Consider the following 12785-nt stretch of genomic DNA (forward strand, 5'->3'; position numbering starts at 1 on the left):
TGGGTTACGGAAGGGAACCTTTGACGTAATCGTTGATGGTTATTGTCGGCGTATTGCTTTGCGGTCACGTTACTTGATGTGACATGTGTATTACTTCGGATTGGACGGTTTGTATGGCTGTTACGGTGAGGGAAGTGCTCGATGATGCCTTGGTTGCGACGGCGGAACCACAGGTTGAAGTTGCTGGCGATAGCTTGGATAATCCGGTGCGTTGGGTGTTCACCAACGAACGCGAGGACGTCGCCTCATTTCTGGCAGGAGGCGAGCTTCTGGTGGTGGAGGGGCGATCTTTAGTTGCGGACGGTCGTGAAAAACGTGCGGACGAATATGTGAAAAGCCTCGTGAATGCTGATATTGCGGCATTGATGGTCGAATTGGTTGAAGAAGTCACCCAACTGCCGAAAATGTTGGTGAAGGCAGCCAAGCATGAAGGACTTACGATTATTGGATTGCGCAGTCGCATTCCTTTCGTCGATATCTGCCAGAGCGTCAATACCATGATTGTGCGTGATCAGATGCGTATGCAGATGCAAGTGGACGTTATGTCAACTTCGTTGCGTTCTGAGCTTGCTCAAGCGTCCAATCCCAAAGCCGTTGCCGATGGCATTGCGAACCTGTTCGGCGAGGATGTGGTCATATTCGACGTGGACGGTCTTGAAGTCGCCCGAGCCGGACAGAACATCAATACCGCTACAGATTGCGGCATTGTACTTGCACTGGAGGAACAGAAACGGCCTTTGGGTGCTTTGGAGATCAGCCAGCGCAATACGGTGTTCGATGAAGCGATGTGCAGAAGGATCGAACAGATTGCCGCTCCGGTTTTGACACTGTATCTCGATGGGGGAGCGCGCGTCGGCATGGTGGCGCATCTGATTGCGGGGCCGGAAGATGGCGTGCATGTTTCGTCGATGGAAGCGCGTGAGGGCCATGCCATGCTTGATGCGTTGGGATTCGCCGCTTCGGGCGTGTATATGCCATTTGCCATGAAACTCAAGTCGGTGGCCAACGCCATGCCGGCAATCGTGTCGATGATCGACGATTTCGAATCCAACGGCGGTTGCGAATCGATCTGTTTGTTGGAAGGCGATTTAATGATCGGTTTTCTCGCGGCGCAAGACAGCGGCGGCGATGTGTCGGTATTTTCAGATCGGTGTTTGCATGCGTTGACGCAAGTCGCTGCAAACGAATACGTATATACCGTGCATGGACGCGCAGCGTTGGACACGATTTCATTGATGGACGCGTTCGGTGCGTTGCGCAGTGTGATTCGAACATGCATTTCGAACGATGCGGAATGCCCGTATGGAACCCTCGAATGTGTGGATTCCTCGTTGCTGGAACGCATGTTGGGAATGGAACGTACCGATGAGGCCGTGCGCATGGTGATCACGCAGACGGTTGGGCATGAGCTTATGCATAACGCCATGCTGATCGACACGTTGTGCGCCTGTTTCGACAATCTCGACAACAAGACCGGCGCATGCGAGCAATTAGGTATCCAACGGCAGACGTTGTACAACCGATTGGACAAAGTGACACAGATCGTGGGCATAGCGCCTACCGATAAAATCAGCTGGTCAATGCTGCTTTTAGGTGCGAAAATGGCGAAATCGCAACATAATCACACCATATCTTCCACTTCGGCGCTGTAAGCAAGGGGAACTTGGCAAAACGTCAAAAACAAACGGTTGCGGTTTAACAATCAGTTCACTTTGGCGCAAATACTTCGGGCGATAGTCAGAGTCACAACGTTCGCCGGGTATGAAGAAAACGCGAACGTACAGACAGATTCAGCAGAAGAAAGCAGGTGACATGATGAGTGCCAGTGCAACAATCGCAACCGCCAACAGGGCTTCCGTGTCTGAACAGTCCGAAGAGCAGAAGATGGTCAAGAAAGTGGCCGTCTCGTCTTTCCTCGGCAACTTCATTGAATGGTTCGACTACGCTTCCTATTCCTACTTCGCGACCACCATCGCTTTGGTGTTTTTCCCGTCCGGCAATCACACGGTCGCCATGCTGCAGACGTTCGGCGTGTTTGCACTGTCATTCGTGCTTCGTCCGATCGGTGCACTGTTTTGGGGTAACTTCGGCGATAAGAAGGGACGCAAGGGCGCTCTTGCGATTTCCATCATGTTCATGTCGGGTGCATCGTTCCTGATTGGCTGCCTGCCGTCATATGCTGCGATCGGCATTTTCGCTCCGGCACTGTTGCTGCTGCTTCGCATGGTGCAGGGCTTCTCCGCTTCCGGTGAATATGCCGGCGCCGCAACCTTCCTTGGCGAATACGCGCCGACCAAGAAGCGTGGCATCTACTGCTCGCTGATTCCGGCATCCACCGCCATCGGTCTGCTCGCAGGCTCCACGCTCGCCACCGTGATGACCGCTTCGCTGAGCTCTGATGCACTGACCTCTTGGGGATGGCGTATTCCGTTCCTCATGGCCGGCCCGCTTGGTCTGATCGTGCATTTCATCCGTACCAAGCTCGCTGATTCGCCGGTGTATGCTTCCATGACCGAAGCTTTGGACGACAAGCAGCAGTTCGCTTCCACCACTAAGAGCGTCTCCCCGCTGCGCGAGCTGTTCCAGAACCACTTCAAGACTTTGGTCATCAGCTTCGGTGCCTGCGTGCTCAACGCGGTCGGCTTCTACACGGTGCTCACCTACCTGCCGACCTATCTGAGCGACACGGTTGGCATGGCTGCCGCACAGTCGTCCACCATCACCACCATCTGCCTGGTACTGTATGTGGCTTTGGTGTTCGGCATGGGTCACATCTCCGACATGTTCGGACGCAAGAAGGTGCTGATTGGTGCATGCGTGGCCTTCATCGTGCTCACCGTTCCGGCCTTCATGGCGCTGAACACCGCACAGTTCTGGCCGGTGCTGATCGTTGAGCTCGCCATGTGCGCCACCCTGACCGCCAACGACGGTACGCTTTCGAGCTACCTGACTGAAACCTTCCCGACATCGGTTCGTTTCACCGGCTTTGCATTCAGCTTCAACCTTGCCAACGCCATCTTCGGTGGAACCGCGCCGTTCATCGCAACCTGGCTGATCTACACCACCGGTTCGAGCATCGCTCCGGCCTGGTACATGGTGGCGGTGGCCGCCGTGGCACTGGTCGCCATGATCCTCTCTCACGAAAACACGGATAAGGATCTGAGCCGCATCTGAGAAGAAACGGTTTTTACGAAACAATTCCTCGAAACAATAAACGCCGTCCCTGAAACATCGATTGCAACATCGATTCGCGGGGACGGCATCATCGCAATCATTATCAATTGTTGAAACGCAAACCAACAACAGCACATAAAGGAGCAATCATGAGCAGCAGCCGTCGGATGGACCATATGACCTGGCCGGAAATCGAAGCATCGAAATCAAAGCCGGTTATTGTGCCAATCGGCTCCACCGAACAGCATAGCCAGCATCTTCCCCTTGGTGTGGACGCCATGATCGCCAGCCATGTGTCTGAAGACCTCGCCGAACGCATCGACGGCATCGTGGCACCGACCATGAACTACGGGTACAAGTCGAAGCCGCTTTCCGGAGGCGGCCCATTGTTCCCCGGCACCATCGACATGAACGGTGTGACGGTGATCAATCAAATGCATGATGTGCTTGGCGAGCTGATCGCGGACGGTTTCACCAAAATCGTGGTGATGAACGCGCATTTCGAAAACGAGGCATTCATTATCGAGGCAATCGATCTGATCACCCGCGAAACCAGGGGAGTGGCCACCATCGTCGAAACCAACTGGTGGGATCCGCTGCCGGAGAACGTGGTCGAGCAGGTGTTCGACGGACTCGTGTTCCCCGGTTGGGCGTTGGAACATGCCGCAGTGACGGAAACCTCATTGATGATGCATTACGAGCCGGAATTGGTGCATATGGACCGTGTGATTGACGAAGGCAATGTCACACCGAAGGCTTACGTGCGCTACCCGGTGCGCAAGGGCGACGTTCCGGATTACGGAGGACTGGCCACTCCTGCAGGTTCCAGCGCCGAACGAGGTAAGCTCATCGTCGATGCCTGCATTGATGCGGTGGCCGATATTTGTGCTACCGAATTCGGCGAATGATAGTTGAATATTCTGTATGGTGATTGCGCACGTGAGAACACGTGCGATTATACGAAGAAGGCTGGTATGTGACGGATGTCGTTACGTACCAGCCTTCTTGATTATGCCTGAGTGAAGTCCGGCTGATATTTGACCGCATCTCTGTGGCGCAACCAAATATCAGGATGTGCGACTTACTTGATGGCGTTCAGCCACTGTTCCTTGGTGGCCTTCTCGGATTCGAGCTTGGCCTTCTTCTTCGGATCGGATTCCGCGGCGATCTTCTGATCAAGCTCAGCGAGCTGAGCGTTGAGCTGTTCTTCGAAGGAGGACTTGCGGGCGTCGGCTTCCGGATCGGACTGCTTCCAAGCGGCATCCTCAATGGCCTTGATCTGCTTGTCTACAGCATCGAGACGGCCTTCGATGCGGCGCACTTCGTCACGCGGCACGTAACCGATCTGGTCCCACTCCTCCTGAATGGCGGCGAGAGCCTGACGGGCCTGCTTGGCCTCTTCTTCGCTTTTGACGGGAACCAGCGCCTCGGCCTTGACCAGCAGCTCTTCCTTCTTGGCAAGATTTTCCTTCTCGGAGGAGCTGATCTGGTCACGATCGGCCTGACGTGCGTTGAAGAAGGTGTCTGCGGCGGCGCGGAAACGCTCCCACATGGCATCATCGTCACGACGACCGGCACGACCGGCCTTCTTCCAACGATCCATCAGCTCGGTGAACTTGCGGGAGGTTTCAACCCAAGCGGTGGAATCCTGCAGCGCCTCGGCCTCGGCGATGATGGCTTCCTTGGTGGACTTGGCGGAATTACGCTCTTCGTCACGGTTCTGCACCCACTTGCGGCGGGCGAAATTGAACTTGGTGCGGGCCGCGGAGAAACGAGCCCACAGGGCGTCCGCATCTTCCTTGTCGATGCGGACGTTGTTGCGCTGATGCTCCTGCCACTGCTGGAAGAGCGAACGGAACTTGTCTGCGGTGGAACGCCAGTTGGTGTTCTCGTCGAGGGAATCAGCCAGCGCCTCGGCCTTCTCCACAATGGCGGTGCGCTCCTCGACGGCCTTGGCGATAGCGGCCTTGCGTGCCTCGGTCAACGCGGTTTTCTTGGCTGCGCCTTCCTCCTTCAGCGCCTCGAACTGGGCCTTGAGAGCGGCCAGATCACCCACCACTGCCGGCTGTTCGGTTTCCGCGGACAGCGTCTTGATGGTCTCGTCGATTTCGCGGGACTTCACATTGTTGGACTTGAGCTTGTTCGCGAACAGGTCCAACTTGGCCTTCAAATCAAGGTAACGGCGGGCATACAGAGCCAGCGCCTCTTCCTTGGAGGCATCAGGGAACTGACCGACCTCACGTTCTCCTTCGCCGTCCTTGACGAACACAGTACCATCGTCGGCGACACGGCCGAATGCTTCGGCGGTCTTCACATCGGCATCGGAGAAGCCGGTGGATGCGGCAGCCGGAGCGGTGTGCTGTGGAGCTTTCTTGGCGAAGGCCGCGGGGCTCGGAGCATGGGGCTTCATCGAAGCCGGGCTCGGAACGGCCGGTTTGCTGGCCTTGACTGCGGGCGTCGTTGCCTGCTCGGTGGTTTCATTGGTGTTCTCGGACGCGGTGACATTCTCGTCGGCCATGGCCAGCTCCTTTAAGTAAGCTTCATGTAGTGCAGGGGATGCGGATCGTGCGAACGTGCTTTCAAAGCCTGAAAAACGCGCTGCATTTTCCGCAACCTCATTTATTATAGGGAATCGTGGCAAAAGGCGCATCTATTTCAGGATTTCCAGAGTGGCTCCCCTCTGAACGTGTTGTGGAGCAGCGTGTTATCGACACGCTCCGTGAAGTTTTCGAGCTCAATGGCTTCATTGGCATTGAAACTCGTGCTGTTGAGCAGGGTTCGAGTCTGCTCAAGAAGGGCGAAACCAGCAAGGAAATTTACCTGCTGAGCCGCCTTCAGGAGGTCGGTCATGAGTCCGACACTCCGATTGAGGACCGCCTTGGTCTGCACTTCGATTTGACTGTTCCGCTGAGCCGTTATGTGGTCGAACATTCCGGCGATTTGGCATTCCCTTTCAAGCGTTGGCAGATTCAAAAGGTCTGGCGTGGCGAACGCCCGCAGGAAGGTCGTTTCCGCGAGTTCGTGCAGGCCGATATCGATGTGATCGGCAACGGTGATCTGCCCGATCATTACGAGGTCGAGCTGCCGCTGGTCATGGTATCGGCATTGGAACGTCTGCGTGAGTTCGGTTTGCCGAAGGCCACCGTGCATGCGAACAACCGTAAGCTTTCTGAAGGTTTCTACCGTGGTCTTGGCTTGACCGATGTCGAGGGCGTGCTCCGTGAGATCGATAAGCTCGACAAGATCGGTGCCGACGAAGTGGCCAAGTTGCTGGTCGAAGGCTGTGGAGCCGACGAGAATCAGGCACGTGCGTGCCTTGAGCTGGCTGAACTGACCGCAGCTGACGGCGCTGAACTGTCCGGCAAGTTCGACACGCTGTGCGAGAAGCATGGCATTGCCAATGATTCCGAGGCGTACGTGCTCGCACGTCAGGGTCTTGACACGTTGGCGATGATTGTTGACGAGGCCGCTCGTATTCGCCCGGGATCCGTGATCGCTGATTTGAAGATCGCGCGTGGTCTGGATTACTACACCGGTTCCGTGTATGAGACGTTCCTTGACGGTGCTGCGGCTCTTGGTTCCATCTGTTCCGGCGGTCGTTACGACAATCTCGCATCGCAGGGCAATAGGAAGTATCCGGGCGTGGGCCTGTCCATTGGCCTGTCCCGTCTCGTTTCATACATGCTGCACACCGCCGGTGCCCATGCGAATCGCGTGTCTCCGGCTTCCGTGCTCGTGGCCGTGTGGAACGAGGAGGACCGTTCCGCTTCCAACCAAATCGCCAATCAGCTGCGCGCCCGTGGCATTGCGGCAGATGTGGCTCCGACCGCAGCCAAGCTTGGCAAGCAGATCAAGTACGCAGACAAGCTCGGCATCCCATACGTGTGGTTCCCCGCGGACAAGTCCGCGCAGGACGCTTCGGACGAAGTCAAGAACATCATCACGGGCGACCAGCAGCCGGCCAACGCACAGTCTTGGGAGCCGGATACTGTGTATGCCCAGCAAACCGTTACCGTAGAAGCCTGAAATCGCAAGACTTCAATCATTAGAGAACAAGGAATAGGGGAAGCATGAGCCAGACGGCTTATAGAACACATCATGCAACCGAAGTGACCGAGGAACTCGTCGGTCAGAAGGTGACGCTCTCCGGTTGGGTCGATCGTCGTCGTGACCACGGTGGCGTGGCCTTCATCGATCTTCGTGACAACACCGGTCTTGTGCAGGTAGTTATCTACGACGAAGACATGGCACGTCCGCTGCGCTCCGAGTTTGTGATTCAGGTGGTGGGCGAGGTCCGCCTGCGTCCGGACGGTAACGAGAATGATCATCTGGCCACCGGCAAGATCGAGGTTGTGGCGGAAAACATCGAGGTGCTCGCCAAGTCTGACGCGCTGCCGTTCCAGGTGTCCACCGCGTTGGAAAACGAGTCCGAGAACAAGCTGCCGGGCGAGGAAGTTCGCCTCAAGTACCGTTATCTCGACCTGCGCCGCCCGTCCATGCAGCGCAATCTGAAGCTGCGTTCCCAGATGTCGAAGGCTGCTCGCCACGCTCTGGAAGAGATGGGCTTCGAAGAGGTCGAAACCCCGACCATGATCAAGTCCACTCCGGAAGGCGCTCGCGATTTTGTGGTGCCGGCCCGCTTGGTGCCAGGTTCTTGGTACGCGTTGCCGCAGTCCCCGCAGCTTCTCAAGCAGCTGCTGATGGTTTCCGGCGTGGAACGCTACTACCAGCTGGCCCGCTGCTACCGTGACGAGGATTTCCGTGCAGATCGTCAGCCGGAGTTCACCCAGCTCGATATGGAAATGGCGTTCGTGGATCAGGAAGACGTGATGGCCATGGCCGAAAAGGTCATCGCCGCCATCTGGAAGTCCGCAGGCTATGAGATCCAGCTGCCGATTCAGCGCATCACTTGGCAGGAAGCCATGGATAAGTACGGCTCCGACAAGCCGGATCTGCGTTTCGGCAACCCGCTGATCGAGCTGACCGACTACTTCAAGAACACTCCGTTCCGCGTGTTCCAGGCTCCGTACGTTGGTGCGGTGCTCTTCAAGGGTGGCGCGGCCACGCCTCGCCGCCAGTTCGACGCTTGGCAGGATTGGGCCAAGCAGCGTGGCGCCAAGGGCCTCGCCTACGTGGTGTTCGCTGAGAACGGCGAGCTCAAGGGACCTGTTGCCAAGAACCTGTCTGAAGAGGAGCGCGCTGGCCTGAAGGAAGCCGTTGGGGCAGAAGACGGCGATGCCGTGTTCTTCGCAGCAGGCCGTCGCACCTCCGCTCAGGAGCTGCTGGGTGCCGTGCGTGTGGAACTGGCCGATCGCGCCGGTCTGCTCAAGCCGGACGACTTCGCTTTCACTTGGGTTGTGGACTTCCCGCTGTTCAAGCCCACCGACGATCCGGATGACGACGATGTGGCAGTCGGCCACTCCAAGTGGACCTCCATGCACCATCCGTTCACCATGCCGTCCAAGGATTGGATCGACACCTTCGACAAGGATCCGGAGCACGCCATGTCTGATTCCTACGACATCGTGTGCAACGGTAACGAAATGGGCGGCGGTTCCGTGCGTATCCACCGTGATGACATTCAGGATCGTGTGCTCGATGTGCTCGGCATCACTCCTGAAGAGGCTGCCGACAAGTTCGGCTTCCTGCTTGAAGCCTTCAAGTACGGCGCTCCGCCGCACGCTGGCATCGCTCTCGGTTGGGATCGTACCGCCGCCATCCTGGCTGGCGCCGACTCCATCCGCGACGTCATCGCCTTCCCGAAGGCTGGCGGCGGTCGTGATCCGCTGACCGGCGCCCCGGCTCCGATTTCCGACGAACAGCGTGCGGAAACCGGCGTTGATTATGATCCGGAAGAAGACGAAGACTGATAGTGTTTTCGCTTTGAGATAACAGGCTGTCTTTGCATGAGAGACCGTGCAAGGACAGCCTGTTTTTATTGTTTACGTTGTCTATTTTCTCTTGCTGCCGGTATGGTGGAGCAAAGATGAGTATCTGAAATATTATGAGAAAGAACTGAATCTGTAGTATGAATTTGAAGCAATCGTTGGAAAAACATGATTTTCATGGTGTCTGGATGCGACTTCTCGCGTTGGCGATGATACTGATTGTGGCAGTGAGTGCACTCATCGCATCCCCAGTTAGTGCTAACGCCGCCGAAATCGGAGATCCCTCCGCAGTCAAGGGCAAAACCTACGCGGTCGGCACCGATACCACATTCGCACCGTTCGAATATCGCGAGAACGGCAAGATGACCGGTATCGATATGGAACTGATCCGTGCCATCGCCCAAGAAGAAGGATTCGAAGTCACCATCCAATCATTGGGTTTCAATGCAGCATTGCAGGCTTTGAGCTCCAATCAGGTGGATGTGGTGATCGCAGGCATGTCAATCACCGACGAACGCAAGGCGACCTACGATTTTTCCAATCCTTACTTCCAGTCCGGTATCCAGATGGCCATCGCTGAAAACAACGATAGTATTACCAGCTACAAGGATCTTGACGGTAAGACCGTTGTCGCGAAAACCGGATCGGAAGGCGAATCCTACGCCAAACAGCATGCAAGCGAATACGGCTATACCGTGACTTCCGTGGACCAGTCATCAACCATGTACGAGATGGTCAAATCCGGCAATGCGGATGCCGTGTTCGACGACTATCCGGTGCTTGCCTACGGTGTTTCCCAAAACAACGGTTTGAAGATCGTGACTCCGAAGGTGCCGCATGGTGAATACGGCATGGCCGTGAACAAAGGCAAGAACGCCGATCTGCTGGCCGCCATCGACGATGGTCTGAACAAGCTCATCGCTTCGGGCGAGTATGAGACGATTGTCGCACAGTATTTGGGTGCCGATGGCGCGAAGGAACAGGTCGAGGCGATTTCCGGCAAGGTCACCGACAACGGTGCCGACGGTGAGGCGCAGAAGAAGGTCGGTTTCTTTGGTCTGGTCAAACAGTCGATGCCGGCTTTGCTGACTGGTCTGAAGAACACGCTGTTGATCACGTTGCTGTCGTTTGTGATCGCACTGGCGTTGGGTGTTGCTTTCGGCTTGATGAAAGTATCGGAGAACAAGATTCTGAGAGGCGTGTCCAAGGTTTATATCGCAGTGTTCCGCGGCACTCCGATTCTGGTGTGGGCGTTCTTCTTCTATTTCGGTGTGCCGCAGCTTATCGGACACAGTGTGAACATTTGGGTTGCAGGTGCGTTGACGTTGTCGCTCAATTCCGGCGCATATCTGGCGGAGATCGTGCGTGGCGCCGTGCAGTCCGTTGACTCTGGTCAGATGGAGGGAGCACGATCGCTTGGCCTCAACCATCATCAGGCCATGGCGCGCGTGATCATGCCTCAGGCCACTGCAATCGCCATGCCGTCGATCATCAACCAGCTGGTCATTATGATCAAAGATTCCTCGCTGCTGCTGGCCATCGGCTTTGGTGAATTGCTGTATCAGGCGCAGCAATTGTATGCGGCGAACTTCCGCGTCACCGAAACGTTGCTGATCGTCGGTGTGATGTACTTCGTGGCCATCACCATCCTCACATGGCTGGCCAATATCGTTGACAGGAAGGTGAATCGATGAGCGAGAACTGCAATCACGGCAACAATGATGGCGAAGTGATCATCGACGTCAAGAATCTGCATAAAAACTATGGTCATATGGAAGTCATCAAAGGCGTCGATCTTACGGTACGCAAGGGCGAGGTGATCTGTATCATCGGACCGTCTGGTGCCGGCAAATCCACCATGTTGCGTTGCCTGAACGGACTTGAACAGGCATCCAGCGGCCAGATCGTGGTCAACGGTCATGATCTGGGTGATCCGCATGTGAACATCGACCAGGTTCGAGAGCAGGTTGGCATGGTGTTCCAGCATTTCAACCTGTTCAACAACATGAGCGTGATTGACAACATCACGCTTGCGCCGAAACTGGTGCACAAGGAAACCGACGAGCAGGCGCGTGAACATGCGATGGCATTGCTGAAAACCGTGGGATTGGCCGAAAAGGCCGATGTCATGCCTCGCTCGTTGTCTGGCGGTCAAAAGCAGCGTGTTGCCATCGCACGATCCTTGGCCATGCGTCCGAAGGTCATGCTGTTCGACGAGGCCACGTCGGCGCTTGACCCGGAGATGGTCGGTGATGTGCTCGAAGTCATTCGTGAGCTGGCCGAAGACGGCATGACCATGGTGCTGGTGACCCACGAGATGGGTTTCGCCCGCGAAGTGGCCACCCGCGTGATCTTCACCGACGCCGGCGTGATCGAGGAGGAAGGCACTCCGGACGAGATCTTCAACCATCCAAAGAGCGAACGATTGAAGACGTTCCTTTCCAAAGTGCTCTGAGTGCTCTCTTGGCCCCGGCGATTGCTTAATCGCTGATCGCGGATGAAATGCTGCGATCGTGTGACGGATGGTCATACGAATCTGCATGTAAAAGACAGGCGAATGTAGGGTGAAATTCATCTTGCGTTCGCCTGTTCGGCTCTTTCTCGTTGCTTGGCGTTCCTACGTTGGTATGCATGAGCATTGGTGATACATGGCGTCGCGTTGTGGATGGTTTCAAATCCAAGGTGCCCGAACGAGTGGTGTTCGGTGCGGTGGTTGTATTGTTCGTAATAGCGGTGCTGGCTATCGAATTGCCACGATGGTGGTAGCTGCCACGTACGGCGCTCAAGATATCGGTATTGCGGTCGATAACGCGCTATGATGCATTTTGGGACAACGTTGTCTCATATTTCGAGCACGTCAGGGGGTGGTGACGGCCGCGGAAACATGGCTTTCATATACTATCCGTATGACAGATATCAAAGAAACGCAAGAGACGCGCCCGATCATGCCGGGTACGGAAGACAGCGACCGCCCGCTGGTCGAATTGACCCACGTTGAAAAGCACTACGGTGACTTGCATGTGCTCAAGGACATCAACCTCACCGTCAAGAAGGGCGAGGTGCTGGTCATCGTCGGTCCATCCGGTTCCGGCAAGTCCACGATGTGCCGCACCATCAACCGTTTGGAAACCATTGATTCCGGTGATATTCGCATTGATGGCAAGCCATTGCCCCAGGAAGGCAAGGAGCTCGCCAGCCTGCGTGCCGAGGTCGGCATGGTGTTCCAGTCGTTCAACCTGTTCGCCAACAAGACCATTCTTGAGAATGTGACGCTTGCGCCGATCAAGGTGCGCCACATGGATAAGAAGGCGGCCGAGGATCTCGCCATGGACCTGCTCTCCCGAGTGGGAGTGGCTTCGCAGGCTTCCAAGATGCCATCGCAGCTTTCCGGCGGTCAGCAGCAGCGTGTCGCCATCGCCCGAGCGCTTGCCATGCAGCCGAAGGTCATGTTGTTCGACGAACCGACGTCCGCACTTGATCCGGAAATGGTCAATGAAGTGCTTGACGTCATGGTGGAGCTGGCTCACGAAGGCATGACCATGCTGTGCGTGACCCACGAAATGGGCTTCGCGCGCAAGGTGGCCGACAAGGTCGTGTTCATGTCCGACGGCCAGATTCTTGAGCAGAGCACGCCGGAGGACTTCTTTGAAAATCCGAAGACCGATCGTGCCAAGGACTTCCTGTCGAAGATTCTCACCCACTGAAATGACTGACGGGAATAAG

At 56.1% G+C, this 12785-nt stretch carries 10 protein-coding genes; 9 read left to right on the forward strand and 1 reads right to left on the reverse strand.

All coding sequences use genetic code 11. The annotated features are described in order from the left end of the window. The first annotated feature begins 113 nt into the window (after window positions 1-113). The 3 genes from BBPC_RS03205 (at window position 114) to BBPC_RS03215 (ending at window position 4082) form a co-directional block, all read left to right on the forward strand. The gene (locus BBPC_RS03205) at window positions 114-1652 is read left to right on the forward strand and encodes a PucR family transcriptional regulator (protein WP_004223657.1); all 1539 of its coding nucleotides are present in this window, start codon (window positions 114-116) and stop codon (window positions 1650-1652) included. A 163-nt stretch (window positions 1653-1815) separates the two neighbouring features. Next, complete coding sequence (locus BBPC_RS03210) at window positions 1816-3174, forward strand: MFS transporter (RefSeq protein ID WP_047749724.1); 1359 nt, start codon at window positions 1816-1818, stop codon at window positions 3172-3174. A 149-nt stretch (window positions 3175-3323) separates the two neighbouring features. Beyond that, a complete protein-coding gene (locus BBPC_RS03215; RefSeq protein WP_033524274.1) occupies window positions 3324-4082 on the forward strand; it encodes a creatininase in 759 nt (252 codons plus the stop codon). 173 nt (window positions 4083-4255) lie between these two features. On the opposite strand, the gene BBPC_RS03220 is transcribed toward BBPC_RS03215, so the two are convergent. Then, the gene (locus BBPC_RS03220) at window positions 4256-5692 is read right to left on the reverse strand and encodes a DUF349 domain-containing protein (RefSeq protein ID WP_022244904.1); all 1437 of its coding nucleotides are present in this window, start codon (window positions 5690-5692) and stop codon (window positions 4256-4258) included. A 116-nt stretch (window positions 5693-5808) separates the two neighbouring features. Here BBPC_RS03220 and hisS point away from each other — a divergent pair, with 116 nt between their 5' ends. From hisS to BBPC_RS03245, 6 genes are all read left to right on the forward strand, one after another. After that, window positions 5809-7200: a histidine--tRNA ligase gene (hisS, locus tag BBPC_RS03225; RefSeq protein ID WP_022244903.1), complete on the forward strand. Its 1392-nt coding sequence runs from the start codon at window positions 5809-5811 to the stop codon at window positions 7198-7200. A 44-nt stretch (window positions 7201-7244) separates the two neighbouring features. Then, window positions 7245-9044 (forward strand): aspartate--tRNA ligase, encoded by a 1800-nt coding sequence (aspS, locus tag BBPC_RS03230; RefSeq protein ID WP_004223671.1) that lies wholly within the window; start codon window positions 7245-7247, stop codon window positions 9042-9044. Between the two features lie 158 nt (window positions 9045-9202). Then, window positions 9203-10756, forward strand: coding sequence for an ABC transporter substrate-binding protein/permease (locus BBPC_RS03235; RefSeq protein WP_004223672.1), 1554 nt, complete (start codon window positions 9203-9205; stop codon window positions 10754-10756). Further along, the gene (locus BBPC_RS03240; RefSeq protein WP_004223673.1) at window positions 10753-11517 is read left to right on the forward strand and encodes an amino acid ABC transporter ATP-binding protein; all 765 of its coding nucleotides are present in this window, start codon (window positions 10753-10755) and stop codon (window positions 11515-11517) included. The genes BBPC_RS03235 and BBPC_RS03240 overlap by 4 nt, the downstream gene beginning before the upstream one ends. Before the next feature lie 176 nt (window positions 11518-11693). Then, entirely contained in the window at window positions 11694-11828 is a 135-nt protein-coding gene (locus tag BBPC_RS10170) for a hypothetical protein (protein ID WP_255298649.1), read from the forward strand. 179 nt (window positions 11829-12007) lie between these two features. Further along, window positions 12008-12766, forward strand: a complete 759-nt coding sequence (locus tag BBPC_RS03245) for an amino acid ABC transporter ATP-binding protein (protein ID WP_171025331.1) — start codon at window positions 12008-12010, stop codon at window positions 12764-12766. The last annotated feature ends 19 nt before the right edge of the window (window positions 12767-12785 follow it).

The organism is Bifidobacterium pseudocatenulatum DSM 20438 = JCM 1200 = LMG 10505, from assembly GCF_001025215.1.
Classification (GTDB): Bacteria; Actinomycetota; Actinomycetes; order Actinomycetales; family Bifidobacteriaceae; genus Bifidobacterium; species Bifidobacterium pseudocatenulatum.